The sequence below is a fragment of the Candidatus Methanoperedens sp. genome (assembly GCA_027460525.1).
GTDB lineage: Archaea > Halobacteriota > Methanosarcinia > Methanosarcinales > Methanoperedenaceae > Methanoperedens.
Window position 1 is genome coordinate 38,029 of the sequence record JAPZAS010000031.1, and the last position, 15,601, is coordinate 53,629.

Annotated in this window: 19 protein-coding genes and 1 tRNA gene; 8 read left to right on the forward strand and 12 right to left on the reverse strand. The window is 44.8% G+C overall.

Going from position 1 to position 15,601, the window contains the following annotated elements:
• Positions 1-28: 28 nt before the first annotated feature.
• The 3 genes from O8C68_10825 to O8C68_10835 form a co-directional block, all read right to left on the reverse strand.
• A complete protein-coding gene (locus O8C68_10825) occupies positions 29-400 on the reverse strand; it encodes a hypothetical protein (GenBank protein ID MCZ7396286.1) in 372 nt (123 codons plus the stop codon).
• A 124-nt stretch (positions 401-524) separates the two neighbouring features.
• Positions 525-1,013 (reverse strand): type IV pilin N-terminal domain-containing protein, encoded by a 489-nt coding sequence (locus tag O8C68_10830; protein MCZ7396287.1) that lies wholly within the window; start codon positions 1,011-1,013, stop codon positions 525-527.
• On the reverse strand, positions 1,010-1,225 hold the full coding sequence (locus tag O8C68_10835) for a DUF5371 family protein (GenBank protein MCZ7396288.1): 216 nt from the start codon (positions 1,223-1,225) through the stop codon (positions 1,010-1,012). Before O8C68_10835 ends, O8C68_10830 begins: the two co-directional genes overlap by 4 nt.
• Positions 1,226-1,394: 169 nt before the next feature.
• Between O8C68_10835 and O8C68_10840 the strand changes: the two genes are divergently transcribed.
• Positions 1,395-1,468: transfer RNA gene (locus O8C68_10840), tRNA-Val, on the forward strand.
• Between the two features lie 52 nt (positions 1,469-1,520).
• On the opposite strand, the gene O8C68_10845 is transcribed toward O8C68_10840, so the two are convergent.
• A complete protein-coding gene (locus O8C68_10845; protein MCZ7396289.1) occupies positions 1,521-1,922 on the reverse strand; it encodes a PIN domain-containing protein in 402 nt (133 codons plus the stop codon).
• Positions 1,915-2,169, reverse strand: coding sequence for a hypothetical protein (locus tag O8C68_10850; protein ID MCZ7396290.1), 255 nt, complete (start codon positions 2,167-2,169; stop codon positions 1,915-1,917). Before O8C68_10850 ends, O8C68_10845 begins: the two co-directional genes overlap by 8 nt.
• 120 nt (positions 2,170-2,289) lie before the next feature.
• Between O8C68_10850 and O8C68_10855 the strand changes: the two genes are divergently transcribed.
• Positions 2,290-2,607 carry a hypothetical protein gene (locus O8C68_10855; protein MCZ7396291.1) on the forward strand — a complete coding sequence of 106 codons (318 nt, stop codon included), beginning with the start codon at positions 2,290-2,292 and terminating at the stop codon, positions 2,605-2,607.
• Here O8C68_10855 and O8C68_10860 read toward each other — a convergent pair.
• Positions 2,588-2,890 carry a hypothetical protein gene (locus tag O8C68_10860; protein ID MCZ7396292.1) on the reverse strand — a complete coding sequence of 101 codons (303 nt, stop codon included), beginning with the start codon at positions 2,888-2,890 and terminating at the stop codon, positions 2,588-2,590. The genes O8C68_10855 and O8C68_10860 overlap by 20 nt on opposite strands.
• Before the next feature lie 256 nt (positions 2,891-3,146).
• On the opposite strand from O8C68_10860, the gene glnA reads away from it, so the two are divergent.
• Positions 3,147-4,601 carry a type I glutamate--ammonia ligase gene (gene glnA / locus O8C68_10865; GenBank protein ID MCZ7396293.1) on the forward strand — a complete coding sequence of 485 codons (1,455 nt, stop codon included), beginning with the start codon at positions 3,147-3,149 and terminating at the stop codon, positions 4,599-4,601.
• A gap of 133 nt (positions 4,602-4,734) precedes the next feature.
• Here the strand turns inward: glnA and O8C68_10870 are convergent, their stop codons facing one another.
• The 4 genes from O8C68_10870 to mgtA all read right to left on the reverse strand — a co-directional run bounded on the left by O8C68_10870 (position 4,735) and on the right by mgtA (position 10,450).
• Positions 4,735-6,249 carry a catalase gene (locus O8C68_10870; protein MCZ7396294.1) on the reverse strand — a complete coding sequence of 505 codons (1,515 nt, stop codon included), beginning with the start codon at positions 6,247-6,249 and terminating at the stop codon, positions 4,735-4,737.
• Between the two features lie 345 nt (positions 6,250-6,594).
• Entirely contained in the window at positions 6,595-7,104 is a 510-nt protein-coding gene (locus O8C68_10875) for a nitroreductase family protein (protein ID MCZ7396295.1), read from the reverse strand.
• Positions 7,105-7,207: 103 nt separating this feature from the next.
• The gene (locus O8C68_10880) at positions 7,208-7,777 is read right to left on the reverse strand and encodes a DNA-3-methyladenine glycosylase I (protein ID MCZ7396296.1); all 570 of its coding nucleotides are present in this window, start codon (positions 7,775-7,777) and stop codon (positions 7,208-7,210) included.
• Positions 7,778-7,927: 150 nt separating this feature from the next.
• Positions 7,928-10,450 (reverse strand): magnesium-translocating P-type ATPase, encoded by a 2,523-nt coding sequence (gene mgtA, locus O8C68_10885; GenBank protein ID MCZ7396297.1) that lies wholly within the window; start codon positions 10,448-10,450, stop codon positions 7,928-7,930.
• A gap of 90 nt (positions 10,451-10,540) precedes the next feature.
• Between mgtA and O8C68_10890 the strand changes: the two genes are divergently transcribed.
• Positions 10,541-10,750: a hypothetical protein gene (locus tag O8C68_10890; GenBank protein ID MCZ7396298.1), complete on the forward strand. Its 210-nt coding sequence runs from the start codon at positions 10,541-10,543 to the stop codon at positions 10,748-10,750.
• A gap of 38 nt (positions 10,751-10,788) precedes the next feature.
• On the opposite strand, the gene O8C68_10895 is transcribed toward O8C68_10890, so the two are convergent.
• Entirely contained in the window at positions 10,789-11,118 is a 330-nt protein-coding gene (locus O8C68_10895; protein ID MCZ7396299.1) for a DUF488 domain-containing protein, read from the reverse strand.
• 52 nt (positions 11,119-11,170) lie between these two features.
• Entirely contained in the window at positions 11,171-11,323 is a 153-nt protein-coding gene (locus tag O8C68_10900) for a lmo0937 family membrane protein (GenBank protein MCZ7396300.1), read from the reverse strand.
• 226 nt (positions 11,324-11,549) lie between these two features.
• Between O8C68_10900 and O8C68_10905 the strand changes: the two genes are divergently transcribed.
• The 4 genes from O8C68_10905 to thsB all read left to right on the forward strand — a co-directional run bounded on the left by O8C68_10905 (position 11,550) and on the right by thsB (position 15,415).
• Complete coding sequence (locus O8C68_10905; GenBank protein MCZ7396301.1) at positions 11,550-11,795, forward strand: pro-sigmaK processing inhibitor BofA family protein; 246 nt, start codon at positions 11,550-11,552, stop codon at positions 11,793-11,795.
• Positions 11,796-12,167: 372 nt separating this feature from the next.
• Positions 12,168-12,347 (forward strand): CsbD family protein, encoded by a 180-nt coding sequence (locus O8C68_10910; protein ID MCZ7396302.1) that lies wholly within the window; start codon positions 12,168-12,170, stop codon positions 12,345-12,347.
• 43 nt (positions 12,348-12,390) lie between these two features.
• Positions 12,391-13,455, forward strand: coding sequence for an ice-binding family protein (locus O8C68_10915; protein ID MCZ7396303.1), 1,065 nt, complete (start codon positions 12,391-12,393; stop codon positions 13,453-13,455).
• 319 nt (positions 13,456-13,774) lie between these two features.
• Positions 13,775-15,415 (forward strand): thermosome subunit beta, encoded by a 1,641-nt coding sequence (thsB, locus tag O8C68_10920; GenBank protein MCZ7396304.1) that lies wholly within the window; start codon positions 13,775-13,777, stop codon positions 15,413-15,415.
• The last annotated feature ends 186 nt before the right edge of the window (positions 15,416-15,601 follow it).

Below are 15,601 nucleotides of genomic sequence, written 5' to 3' on the forward strand. Positions count from 1 at the left end.
TCTCCTGCATAATATCTGAAGGCAAAATTTAATCCTTGCTTGCGAAGCTGCCTATGAACACATACCAGTTATAGACCGCAAGGATGAAAGCAACAAGGAAAACGAGCTGGGTTATTTCATACAGGTGATAGGCTGTCAGGATTTCACCCCAGCCTGCTAACTGTGTAGCGAACTTGATAAAGGTATTGAGGGCAAATGAAGCTCCTGCAATCGAGATATATATCCATGTGCGCTGCATCACCGTTTCATTGAGGAATAGTTTGGCTTTCAGCAGGTCCTTGTCCACCGTGCTCATCATGTAAAGAATCTGCGCGATGAGGAAGATCAATACGAAGGCAGTAGCTATGGTGTATATCTGAAAGAATTCCAGGATGATATCTGATAGCTGCATTTTAATCATCCATCCAGTGATTGATAGTTCTCATGTTCAACATACCTGTACCATCTACTGATAGCTTCCTTTAAATGCCTTTTGTCTAAGCTTAAGAAATGCCCCCGAAAAAAAGAAAAGGGGGCGTATATATTTATGATACTACTGAAGCTGTAATCTTCGCTATCTGTTGGCTGGAAGCGGTGTCTATTAACGTTATCGTTATCGTACCGAGACCTACGGGGAAGTTACCCGGTGCACTTGGAAGCACTGGATTTTGGACAACGTTATTGAGAACGACTGTATTGCTGCTGGAATTTATTGCCAGGAGATCTCCTACGCCAAAGAACTTACTGTTGTTACTCAGTTGGCTAATAACATCATGGTATGAACTGCTATTTCCATCTATAATTGCCCTTGTTTTAGACAAATCTATGGATTCTCCACCACTGTGTGTGAGATTTATATAACCTGTTGACGTCGTGGCGCTCGTTATCACTATGCTTGCCTGCGGCGCTTTCTGGGGCGTTCCCATACCAAACACGAATGCAGCTATCACCGCTGCCAGTATCACAGTGATCGCCACCATCAATATCACACCGATGACAGGCGATACTGCCTCTTCATTCTTCCTAAATTTCATATTGCTATTTCCTCCTCATGTTTACTTCTCTTGTTTACAACATTTTCAAGTTTCTTAGCCCACATATTCTTATCCTGCGTATATTCGCACTCGAGAAAATGTGAGACTGCCTTGGCGAGAGCGTCTTTGGTGCTGGTTTCGCCTGTTTTAATTTTCAGGGCTTCGATATCCTCCACCACAAGAACTGTTTGAACGTGCATTATTTTCGCCATTGTTTTCTCCTGATAGAAAAGGATTCACACACGCAGTGCGTAGTCTCCTTCCCATACTCTGTCATTATAATGATAAGGGTATTTAAATGTTATGTATGATGAGGAGGAAGGATAAAACAAGGAATGCAAAATCTTATTAGGAATACATGCCATCAAACAGCAATTCACCGGGCTCGTGGTCTAGTCGGCTATGACGTCGCTCTCACACAGCGGAGATCCTGAGTTCGAATCTCAGCGGGCCCATGATATACCTACTATCGCGTAACCTAATCCTGTTACAATATTCTATCCCTTGCTATTGGAGCCAATTTTCAAGTTTTAAAGACTCTATTCTTTTGAAATGCTCCTCGTTATTTGTGACCAGCACGCTATTGTTGGCTAAAACGGTAGCCGCAATCAGGATATCTGCATCGTTTATAAGTTCTCCCTTCTTTCTAAGATATACGTAGATTTCCCCTGCTGCTTTCTCAATATCCGAATCAAGCTGAAGAACCTCAACACTCTCTATAAATTTTCTCACATCACTCTCCAGCTTCGTATTCCTTACGGATAAAACACCTTTATATAATTCATAAACTGTCAGACCCGTTATACAAATTAAAGTGTTTTGCGGAAGACTCTTCATCTTCTTTATTGCTTTCTGGTTCCCACGAAGAATTTCTATAACAATGTCCGTATCCAACGTGAAACTATCCAAAGACCGACCTTCCTTCGCTGAATTTTTGTCGTTCTTTCAAAATTTCTGAGAAAATATCTAACTTATTCTGAGGAATATCCTTCCAGATTCCTGCGAATTTAAGGATTTCTGCAACATTCCCTTTTTTATTCATTAAAATTTCCTGTTTAAGAAAGTGTATAGTTTTTATAACTTTAAATAATTCACTTTGAGAAAGCCCCTGAATTTCTTTTAATACGATGTTCTCATACCTATTCTTTGATATCATTTAACTTCACAGGAATTATATTGGTTTGTTATTGCTTATATTTGTTTACACATTCTTTTCTGCACCTCGTACAGCTAAATCTATATATATCGAGAAGAGTTATTATAAAGAGGTGGTCGAATGGAAACAAAAGATATTGTTCTTGCCGTGGTTATGACACTGTCTTCAATAGTATTGACTTATAAATGGCTCATCCGTCTTGGCGATTCTGACGCTGTTATCATCATATCTGCCATGCTTCTTATCGGTTCGCTGGCGGCAATGTTATTGTTCGTCAGCAACAGATTGCAGAAGCTTGAAGCCTCACTTGACGCAAAGGAGCGGTCAATCAGGATAAACATCAAAGGTGTTGAAGAGCATCTTGATAAAAAGATGGATGCCTATGTCCAAAAAACCAGCAATACCATAGGCGAGTTCTCTAAGAAGATATATCGCTGAAGGCGTCCTTCACAAGAGATATTATCTGTTCCAATACGTCCCGGGCTTCGCCGGTGTTCTGGATTCTCCGGATATCCACTCTCCCACTCTGGTATAACATCACGCTCCTTCCTTCCAGTTCAAAGCGTGCAACGCCAAGCCGTATCGAGCACTTCAGCTCCTTTACGCCAGTGCGTCTCAGGACGTCGCACAATTTCTCCATAACCAGTCTTTTTCCGAGGTGGCACTCTGCAATATACCGTGAGCGGTCTTCAACGCACGGGCGGGATAGCCGGATTTCCATGTGGGGTGTTATGGTCAAAAGCAATATAAGAACTATAACCTGAAACGGAAAAGAAAAACTATTTAAGTATATAAACGGTAGCCTATGGTCGGTCTCAGTGTATCCTTCATTTGAGTCGTCTCTCAAGTTGGGTAAATAACATACATTGTAACAGTTAAAACTTGGATTGTAACAGTTAAAACTTGGGCTCAACTGGCGAATATGCAATGGAACCGAATAAGGATATGTGGGGACCATAAACACAGGAGAAAGAATAATGTCATCATCAACACCAACACCGCAAAAGCTTCTGGAATTCATAAAAGAAAAGACCGTAAAATGGGTAGACCTCCAGTTCATGGACATCCCTGGCTACATACAGCACATCACGATCCCTTCATACACATTGAAAGAAGAAGATTTCACAGACGGCATAGGAAAGCTGGACGGCTCTTCCATCAAGGGCTTTAAGGCCATCTTCGAGTCTGATATGAGGATGTTCCCAGACCCGAGTACCTGCGCCATCCTCCCATGGACCGACAACACGCCGCACAGGACGCTCCGCCTGATATGCGACCTCTACGATGCCTTCGGAGGACCGCGGTTCTCACGCGACCCCAGGCACATAGCGCAGAGGGCAGAGCAGGCTGTAAACAAAGCGGGTTTTGACCTCTCATACTGGGGACCCGAGCTTGAGTTCTTCGTGTTCGACTCGTTCAGGATGTATCCAAGCTTCTCCTCGGCACGCGATGCCTGGTCTGGCACCGGATACGAGATAGAATCAAAAGAAGCCCCCTGGTCGCAAACGAGCGGCATAAACCACCCGATAAGGTTCAAGGAAGGCTACTACCCCGCACCCCCACAGGACACACTGCAGGAATACCGCAGCGAGGTAACAGGGCTGCTCTACGACTACTTCGGCATAATCTGCGATGCGCACCACCACGAGGTAGCCACCGCAGGACAGTGCGAGATCGATATGAAGTACGACACGCTCACGAAGATGGCTGATAACGTGCTCACGTACAAGAACGTGGTCAAGAACGTGGCATACAATATGAAAATGATCGCCACCTTCATGCCAAAGCCGATATTCGGCGACAATGCCTCAGGCATGCATATCCACCAGTCGCTCTGGAAGAAAGGGAGGAATACCTTCTATGACCCGGACGACGAGTATGCGGAGATATCGCAGACCTGCCGCTACTACATCGGCGGACTGATGGAACATTCAAGGGCACTGTGCGCCATCACCTCGCCCACCACGAACTCATACAAGAGGCTTGTTCCTGGCTACGAGGCTCCTGTCTATATCGCATGGAGCAAGCGCAACCGCTCGGCAAGCATAAGGGTGCCTGTGTATGAGAAGGGCAAGGAGGCTCCGAAGAGAATCGAGTTCAGACCGCCTGATACGAGCTGCAATACCTATTTTGCGTTTGCCGCGCTCACTGCAGCAGGGCTTGACGGCATCAAGAGAAAGACCGACCCCGGAGACCCGTGCGATGAGAACATCTATCACCTCACGCCTGAGCGCAGGAAGCAGATGGGAATCAAGGAGTGCCCGGGCTCGTTGCTTGAGGCACTTGGTGAATTGGAGTCTGACAGGAAATTCCTTGAGCCGATCTTCCCGGGTGATGCCATCGATATGTGGATAGAGCTCAAATCCGAGGAATACAAGCAGAACTCGATAAGACCCACGCCGTACGAGTTCTACCAGTACTTCGATATATAATTCCAGTTCCATTCCAGCGTGCTTCAGGGCATGGTGGAATGGCTTTTATATTTTTTAACGTTGGGGGACTATATGCATAGCAGCATAAGGTGTTGAAAATAAAATGTATTTTGAAAAAGCAGGAAAAGAGTATCTATGATGTTGCTTTCACCCGTTCATCATTTGACATCTTAGCCAAATTCTCAACTTCTTTTATATCCAGTTTAAGTCCCTCAGCCACCCGACGACCATAATCAGGGTCTGCCTTGAAAAATAGAGCAGTCTGGCGCAGTTGAATACGCTTTTGCGCTCCACCAAGATGACTGATAATATTACCTGCCAGGTTCTCACGATCCTGTTCGGTCATCGCATCACGATACAGGTTGCCGGCCTGAACAAAATCATTGTTGGGATGCGTATATGGGTAATGATCTGCACGCCCTGAGATCTCGATAGGAGGTTCTTTTGCAGAAATATCAGGCTCAGGCCCATTGAAACTGTTCGGCCAGTAATTCGGGCTGCCACCACTGTTTGAATCAGTGCGCATGAATCCATCACGCTGATAGCTGTTCTCAGGTGCATTTTTCGGTGCATTTACTGGCAGCAGGTGGTAGTTCGGTCCCAGTCTGTGGATATGGGTATCATGATACGAGAAAAGACGGCCCTGAAGCATCTTATCAGGTGAGGCGGCAATACCAGGCACAAGGTTTCCCGGGGAAAATGCAGCCTGTTCAACTTCGGCAAAATAATTTTCAGGATTCCGGTTCAAAACCATCTTTCCAATTTCAATGGGCGGAAAGTCGGCATGGGGCCAGACTTTAGTTACATCAAGGATATCAAAACGGTAATCTTCTGCCTGCTCAGGCGTCATTATCTGCATCTGGACTGTCCATGACGGGAAATCTCCCCTTTCGATAGCCAAAAATAGATCCCTTGTAGCATGGTCAGGGTCCTTGGCACGCATGATCTCTGCTTCCTGCCGGGTAAGATTCTTTATTCCCTGATCGGTCTTGAAATGATATTTCACCCAGAAATATTCATCCTTCTCGTTATACCACTTGAAAGTGTGACTGCCGTAGCCATTCATATTTCGAAACGTGGCCGGAATGCCGCGATCTGAAAAGAGTATGGTTACCTGGTGAATTGATTCAGGCGTCAGGGAAAGGAAATCCCAGAACATATCCGGATCCTTGCAGTTGGTGGCAGGGTTACGCTTCTGCGTGTGTATGAAGTCCGGAAATTTTAAAGGGTCACGTATGAAAAAAACCGGGGTATTATTTCCGACAAGATCATAGTTTCCTTCCTCGGTATAAAATTTCACCGCAAATCCCCTTGGATCACGCTCGGCATCTGCTGATCCCTTTTCTCCCCCCACAGTTGAAAACCGGGCAAATACCTCGGTTCGCTTGCCGACTTCAGAAAGGAACTTTACCTTGGTGTACATGGTAACATCTGCGGTAACCTCAAAGTATCCACCTGCACCTGCTCCTTTTGCATGCACAACACGTTCAGGGATGCGTTCACGATTAAAGTGAGCTAACTTCTCCAGCAGGTGAACATCCTGCATCAGGACAGGCCCTCGTTCTCCGGCAGTAAGGCTATTCTGATCGTCAGCGACAGGTATCCCAAAGGCAGTAGTTAATTTCTTTTCTTGATTCTTGTTACTCATTATAATTCTCCCAATCCATCTTTTCCATCATTTCCAGTGATTAGCCAAACGCTGCACCGCCGTTGTTTTTGTATTTCCTGACGTACTTGGATAGATTACAACTATTTGCGGTATATTTTACTCCCAGATCTTATCAAGATTGGAACAATAAATTACTATTCCTCTCTCGTAATTATGTTACAGTTAATTATAGATAAAGCTTCTCTCGTTGAATTATTTTGTAAAGTCCCGAATGTTTTTATGGGTACAAAAATCTTCGATGGAAAAACAATATGCAACTTTTTACTGGAAACCTCAAACGCTCAGGGCTTCAGCCCTGCGTAGTTTACAACTTCTGTAAATGCTTCAAATGCTCCATTTCTCCCACATAACGATTTCATCAAGGCTTTTTCGCGATGAAGGGCGCGGGATAGCTGAGGGATAGCCAAGAGGCAGAAGAGCAACCACCCGTACATTATCCGGGATGCCTAATATTTCTTTGACCTTTTTTTCATCGAATGCGCCTATCCAGCATGTACCCAGTCCTTCTTCGACCGACTGGAGGGTCATATGATCCACGGCAATTGCGGTGTCAATTGGATAAGCAGGCTGGCCGCAGGACATTACATATTCTGATTCAACTGAGCAGGCTGCAATTACTACTGGTGCCTCGGCCACGAATTTCTGGTTTCTTGCTGCTTCTGAAAGCAATTGTCGTTTTCTGGCATCTCTTATTACGATAAATCTGCGCTCCTGGCGGTTCCCTGCTGAGGGAGAAAGTCTTCCAGAATCGAGAACCCTCACCAATTTATCCTCTTCAACCTCACGGGAATCATACGCCCTTATGCTTCGTCTTGATTGTATTGCTTTGCGCACATCCATAAATCTTCAGTCCTTTGTTTTTTAATTCTGTTGTCGGTTAAAATATCTCGGTATTCCATTAGCATTTCTCTAATTATAGGTATCTCTCAAACAACAACTATGAAAGAATGTTATACCGAAAACAGTCAGTTGTGTGATCATTCACCATTCCTACCGCCTGCATAAAAGCATAACAAATCGTAGAGCCGACAAATTTGAATCCACGTTTTTTTAGGTCTTTACTCATTGCATCAGATTCTTTGGTTTTCGGCGGTATTTCTGATAAAGATCTGAATTCATTCATTATTGATTTACCGCCAACAAATTGCCAGATATATTTATCGAAGCTGCCATACTCTTTTTGAACCTCAAGAAATTTTCCAGCGTTTATGATTGTAGCTCGAACTTTCAGACGATTACGGACAATACCCGTATCAGCCAGCAAACGTTCCTCGTCGACTTCCGTATAGTGTGATATCTTAGCCGGATTAAAGTCAGAAAAAGCTTTACGATAATTCTCTCGCTTCCGTAAAATAGTCTCCCATGTTAGCCCTGCCTGCGCTCCCTCTAAAATAAGAAACTCAAACAATCTTATATCATTATGGACCGGCACGCCCCATTCTTTATCATGGTATTCTATCATCAATGGATTATCATTCGGCCATGAACATCGTTGTTTTTGTATCATCTTGAATTTCCTTGCCTACCTGATCTAAGTGCATCATTTTGATGCATACGTTAAGATAAACATTATGCAGGACACAAACGCCACGTGCCTGACCATCCCACGCATTTCTAATGATTATGAAATATTGATAGCTTTCTCAACGGATTTACTTTAAAATTTTACCCTCCTGTAAAATACCGCTTTCACTATTTCTGCCGCGATGATGTAAAAGGCAACAATCAATCCCATAATAAGAAGGAATGAAATCGGAAGCTGACTGAATCCAAATACTTTCCCGATTGGCATGAAAGGGAAAAGAGACGCGCTTGCGACGATCAGCAGTGTGGCTGCGGACAGATACTTTCCGGGTATGCTCTTGAAGAAAGGTTTTTTTGTGCGAATAACAAGCACAATCATCGAAGCTGAAATAACAGATTCCATAAACCAGCCGGTCCTGAATTGGTCCGTTGCAGCATGGAGGATGAAAAACAAAGCGCCGAATGTAAGAATGTCGAATACGGAACTCAAGATTCCAAAGACCAGCATAAAATTGCGGATGAACCCTATGTCCCATCGCCTGGGATGATCAACCATTTCGCCGTCCACGCTATCAGTAGCGATGGTCATCTCCGGGATATCCGTCATGAGATTGGTGAGCAGGATCTGTCCGGGCAACAGGGGGAGAAAAGGCAAGAAAAGCGATACTCCAGCCATGCTGAACATGTTCCCGAAATTGGCGCTCGTGGCCATGAAAACATATTTGAGGGTATTGGCAAATGTCATTCTCCCTTCACGCACCCCCTGCACAAGAACACCTAAATCCTTTTCCAGCAGCACAATATCGGCCGCATCTTTGGCAACATCTACCGCGCTGTCAACTGAGATGCCAACATCTGCAACATGGAGAGCTGACGCGTCATTAATTCCATCCCCCATATAGCCCACAACATTTCCGGTCTTCTTTAGAGCCAGGATGATGCGTTCCTTCTGATTTGGTTCAATATCCGCAAAGATATTTACATCATTCACCCTCCCAAGGAGTGCCTCATCGCTCATCTGGCGAACGTCCTGGCCTGTAAGTATGGAAGGTCCAGTCAATCCCACTTGTTTGCCGACATTGGCAGCAACCAGTTTGTTGTCTCCTGTGATGATCTTCAATGTAATACCGAGATGATGTAATTGATTTATAGTATCGGCAATTCCAGGCTTCGGCGGATCGAATAGAACAATGAACCCTAAGAACGTCATCGCTGCTTCATGGTCTTTGGTTATAATCGAATCAGACCCGATATCCCTGTAAGCAACTCCCAATATGCGCAAACCCTTACTGCTCTGCTTCTCATAGCACTGCTGAATCTGTTCCTTCACGGTAGCTATATCCGCGATCTTTCCATTGGAAATTTCTGCTGAGGAACAGACAGCCAGCACATTCTGCAGAGCGCCTTTGGTCACCATCAGGTGCTTATCATCTTTTGAGACAAGGATGCTCAGTCGCTTACGGACGAAATCGTACGGCACTTCATCCAGTTTCTGGTAGCCAGGCATCTTAAACTGGCTAAAGCTCCGGATCGCGCTGTCTATCGGGTTCGCAAAACCAGTCTGGAAAAAAGCATTGAGATAAGCATAGAAAAGAACTTTTTCGCTCTCCTTTCCTTCAACATCAAGAGTGGAGTGCACCCGCACTACCCCTTCGGTCAGAGTGCCGGTCTTATCTGAACAGAGAACGTTCATACTGCCAAAATTTTCAATGGAGGCAAGGCGTTTAACGATCACTTTATGCTGTGCCATGCGCTTTGCGCCGTGTGCAAGGTTCACGCTGATAATCGCCGGTAACAGTTGAGGGGTCAGCCCAACAGCGAGTGCTAAGGAAAAAAGGAGTGATTCCAGAATTGGGCGTGCCTGATAGGCGTTGATTGCAAAAATTGCAATTACCAACAGGAGCGTAATTTCCATAAGGAAATACCCGAACCGCCGGACACCACGTTCAAACTCCGTCTCCGGCGGCCGCAGTTTCAACCGTTCGGAAACCTTACCGAATTCGGTTTCAGTCCCAGTGCGGACAACTACCACTTTCGCGCTGCCGCTCACCACATGGGTGCCCATGAAAAGCGAGTTCCCACGCCGGCCAAGCTGTGTTTCTTTCACCAGTTCCCCGGCCGACTTTTCTACCGGATATGTTTCGCCTGTCAGCGTCGCTTCATCGACAAATAAATCTTTGGATTCCAGGATCAGACAGTCTCCTGGAATGATATCTCCACCGTTGAGGATAATAACATCCCCGGGCACGATCTCTTCGACCGGAATTTCTCCCGGGCTTCCATCACGCAGCACCATAGCTTTTATCTGCACGATAGCGAGTAACTTCTCGACTGCATTGGCAGCTCCTCGTTCCTGCCAGAATCCAAGAAGGCCGCTTATGAAAACGATTGCAAGGATAATGAAAACGTCAACATGTTCATGCAGGAAAAATGACAAACCTGCTGCAAAGAGAAGGATGAGGGTAATGGGACTTTTGAATTGTGTAAGTAAAAGCGAAAGTGCATCCGTTCTTCTTTTGGGCGTCAGGAGATTGGAGCCATAACGTGCGAGTCGCTGCTGTGCTTCATCGCCAGTAATGCCCTGCGGTGTTGTCTGGAGTTGTCCAAGCAGTTCAGCAGCAGGGAAGCTCCAGAATGCCAGAGGGGGTTGATCCATTGGATTACTCTTTTTATAATGTTGCATATATACACATTGGGTAAATTCGGTCCTGTTAATTTATTCTTGATTAACATAAGTATATAGCTCTTGGAAATGATTGCATCTCAAGAGGTAGAAAAAATGATTATAAAAGAAGATTGTAGCGATTTTGGATATTTAAAGAGGGATATTGCTGAACTTGGAGCAGCGCAAAGAAGATTCATGAATATTCCCGATTGTAGAATAAATAGAATGTCTCTATGCGGATGTTCTGAAACTTGCTCGCATTATGAAAAATGCATTCCATCCCTCAAGTAATATTTTAGCTGTGTCCGAATGAAAAAATAAAGCCTCTGTTAAAGCTTGTTTATCATGTCTATTAAAATAAACCTGTGGCAGTGGTTTTCTTTGTTATGGCAGGAGCATATAAGATAAACATCAACGTCTTTTGAAAGCATTTTAAGATCTTTCATAATTTTCCTTGCTTCCACTGAAGCTAACATTTCATTTCTGAATCGCTCTTCATATTCTTCCCATCTTATTCTTTCTGCCTGCCAATCTCTTAGAAGTTCCCAGGACGGCGCGAGAGAACTTCCATTGTTTCGCATTACCTTTATTTTATGTGCCTCTTCGGGAATCTCGGTTCCCCATCCTTTAAATTGGTTATAATAAGTCTCTTTTATCATTTTTAATAAGCTCTTCTATGTTACATTTCCCCGGCTCTTCTAACAGGAATGGCTACAATGGTTTGCGTCCCTGGATGATTCTGACCAGTATCACGATAATGGCAACGACCAGCAATATATGGATTATGCCACCAAGTAAACCGAGCGAAAATCCCAATAGCCAGAGGATCACCAGAATTACAACTATTGTCCAGAATAGGTCCATAAATCTAACCTCCCATAGATGTGATTTGTACCAAGTGCTAATAATCTTTTCGCTTGTTTTTGGCTCTCAGTTAATTTTACAACTTCATTCTTTCTCCCCGTACCGGAAGATGAGCATATAAAACCAAATATTTCTGGACTTCATAGTTGAATGCGCATAATATTAAAATGCAGTTAAATTAGAGGAGCCAAAATGCTTAATAAATATAAGATTCCTTTTACCATTCATGGCAGTCGAGACAATAATCTTATTTTTGGCAATTATAGCTGTGATTGTTATATATATTGTTTTGAAGGCTGCAAAGTACCTGATTGTAAATTCAATACTGGGCCTCATTCTTCTTGCTATGGGCAACATTATTTTTAAACTGGACATTGCTTATACCGCTACAGTAGTATTGATTTGCGCACTCGGGGGAATTCCCGGTGCGGTCCTTATAATGCTGCTTCATGTATTCCATATGGCGTTCTGACCTCAGTATAGTAAGATAATATATTTGCATAACATTACTGAAGTTTGACCATCCATTATTCAGAGGAAAGGAGATGGGCAGAATCAATAAATATCATCCAGAGGCACGTTGATGAACGTATGGAGCAAAAGCAGGCTCTTTGATTTCAGCTATTTAACATGTTACAATAGTGTGAAATAAATTGCCATCAGTTTTAGGTAGGCGTTGGTAACCACCGATATATTTTTATAGTATACATTAATAATAAATAATATCGAGTGGCAGTTATAACGGTAGATAATACCGATAATTCTCTGAATTATTCGGCTTAGGCTCCTGACATAGCTGTGATTACGCTGCAAGATTAATATAAGTATACAACGGAGGAATTTCATGAAAAGTAGTACACAGGATCAGGCAGAAGGCAAGATCCACAAAGTGAAAGGGGAGATAAAGGAAATCGCCGGGAAACTCAGCAAGAATCCCGACCTGGAAACAGAAGGCAAAGACGAAAAGATAGCCGGCAAAGTTCAAGAAAAGATTGGCCAGATCAAGAAGGTCTTTGGAAAGTAATATTTCTGAACTAGTATAATTTTTTGGGAGGAAAATGGTAATTATGAATAAAGAATCTACTATTTTCAAAAATATAATTACTGTGCTGCTGACACTGATTATTTTGGGATTGGCGGCAGGAACGGCGGGCGTGACGCAGGCGCCGGTAGATCTTGGAACAGCCGGCAATTTCGTGATTCTGGCAAAATCAGGAATCTCAACCACTGGCACGACCTCGATTGTTGGAGACATTGGAGTGAGTCCAATCGCCAGCACTGCCATAACCGGATTTGGGTTAATAATGGATGCCTCGAATGAATTTTCGACGTCATCTGTAGTGACGGGAAAAGTATATGCAGCCAACTATGCGCCTCCAACTCCATCTACTATGACCACGGCCGTAAGCGACATGGAAACAGCGTACACCGATGCAGCCAGACGGACATCACCCGATCATACTGAACTGGGTGCCGGAAATATCGGCGGGATGACACTCACCCCTGGTCTTTATAAGTGGGGGACAGGTGTTAAAATCCCCGCAGGTGGTGTCACTCTATCGGGCGGCGCAAATGATGTCTGGATCTTCCAGATAGCGCAAGATCTCACCGTGGACAACGGTGCCAAAGTTACTCTTAGCGGGGGCGCACAGGCCGGGAACATCTTCTGGCAGGTCGCCGGCAAAACGACCCTTGGAACCACGTCTGACTTCAAGGGAATTATCTTATCTAAAACGCTGATTTCGCTGAACACTGGCGCAACGCTAAACGGCAGAGCGCTGGCACAGACAGCGGTTACATTAACTGCCAATGTTATCACCGCCCCGTCTTCTGGCGTTAACCCGACAAACACCCCGACAATAACAACCACAGGTATGGTAACAGGAACTCCGGCTAAGCCAACAGGCACGGCTATTCCAGTTAATCCAACAGTTACGGCTACTCCAGTTAATCCAACAGTTACGGCTACTCCGGCGGGCACAACCACAGGTATGGTAACGGGAACTCCAGCTAAGCCAATAGGCACGGCTACTCCGGTGCCTGCACCGACAAATAAGGTACCGGGTTTTGAATTTGCACTTGGAATAGCCATACTTTCATTGGCTTATCTGTTCGGCAAAAAGAGAAGATAAGCCTGTGTCACTCCTCTGGAGAGCGCACACATGTATGGCTATGAGAATTATCAGTTCCGATAACCAAAATTATAAATGCCATTAACGCTATACATATAAAATGGAGAGTAAACCGGGTGATCATTATCTAAACCTGCGTGGTAATCTCGTAAGTTTAGAATGATATAGAACACCAAACAACAGGTAAAACTGTGTGCGGAATAACTATGGATTTGCTTCCCGCCCGGGCTTGAATCCCTTTTAAGCATCCAGACTTTGTGATTTTCGTGCCCCGGCACGAAGGTTGAAGACCGGTTTACGATCGAGATGGAGGATATTTATGACAGGACAATTAGCAGGACAGCCAATCTATATTCTAAGAGAAGGCAGTCAAAGAACAAAAGGAAGAGAAGCGCAGCATAACAATATCATGGCTGCCAGGGCTGTAGCCGCAGCGGTAAGGGCGACCCTGGGACCAAAGGGTATGGATAAAATGCTCGTGGACTCGCTGGGAGATATCGTAATCACGAATGATGGTGCGACTATTCTTCAGGCAATGGACATCGAGCATCCGGCAGCCAAGATGATCGTAGAAGTCGCAAAGACCCAGGATGATGAGGTCGGAGATGGCACAACAACGGCAGCAGTGCTTGCAGGTGAATTCCTGAAGAATGCTGAAGAACTTTTAGAGCAGGGTGTGCATCCCACAGTCATCGCCAGCGGATATAGGCTTGCATCGGCAAAAGCAAAAGAAATCCTTAAAACCCTTGCAAAACCAGTGACCCTGGAAGATAAGGATTTATTATTGAAAATCGCTGTGACAGCGATCACCGGAAAAGGAGCTGAAGCGTCCAAGGACGTTTTCGCCGACCTTGCGGTAAATGCCATATTAGCGGTGGTTGAAAAAGAGAATGGTAAATATACAGCAGATGTTGAAGATATCAAAGTTGAGAAGAAAGTGGGTGGCAGTGTAGAAGCATCAGAGCTGATCGAAGGCATGGTAATCGATAAGGAAAGAGTCCATACCAACATGCCAAAGAATGTCCATGATGCCAGAATACTTCTGCTCAACGAAGCCCTCGAGATCAAAAAGACGGAAGTTAAAGCCGAGATTTCAATAAAAACACCCGACCAGCTCCAGTTATTCCTTGACCAGGAAGAACAGATGTTGCATGATATGGTCAGCAAAGTGATCGATAGCGGCGCGAATGTGGTCTTTGTTGAGAAGGGAATAGATGACATAGCACAGCATTATCTTGCAAAAGCAGGCATTTACGCAGCAAGGCGCGTGAAGAAGAGCGACATGGAAAAACTGGCACGCGCAACCGGTGCAAAGATACTGACAGGCCTGAAGGAAATCGGCGAATCTGATCTTGGAAAAGCGGATCTTGTAGAAGAGAAAAAGATCGGTGAGGAGGCATTGACATATGTTACCGGGTGTCACAACCCCAAGGCAGTCTCCATTATCCTTCGCGGAGGAACCGAGCACGTTGTGGATGAAGCCGAGCGTGCGCTTCATGACGCATTGCGTGTTGTTGGAGTTGCAATCGAGGATGAGACACTTGTAGCTGGAGGCGGTTCTCCAGAGGTTGAACTGGCACTGCGCCTGCGGGAATACTCAGCCACATTAATAGGCAGGGAACAGCTGGCAGTCGCAAAATTTGCCGAGGCGCTTGAAATCATCCCAAGAACCCTGGCTGAGAATGCAGGTCTTGACCCCATTGATATCCTTGTGGAGATGCGAAGCCAGCATGAGAAGGGCAAGAATACCGCAGGTCTCAATGTATTCACGGGAAAAGTCGTGGACATGTGGAAAGAAGGCGTGGTTGAGCCTCTCAGGGTAAAAACACAGGCTATCGATTCTGCTACGGAAGCAGCCACCATGATCCTGAGAATAGATGATGTGCTGTCAAGCAAATCCGTGCCTGCAGGAGGCATGCCACCCGGAGGCATGGGTGGTGGAATGGGCGGAATGGATTAAACGGGAATTTCCCGCTTCTATTTTTTTTAGCGAATTCATTAGAATCTTAACGCCCTCTACAAATTTTTCCAAGGATTGGTTTAACATGAACCGGTAAAAGACTCAAAGGACGCGAAGAGAATGCAATAGGAAGAGAAATTTAATAGGAAAGCGAGAATCCGTTGCTACTAAATTTAATTATTAATA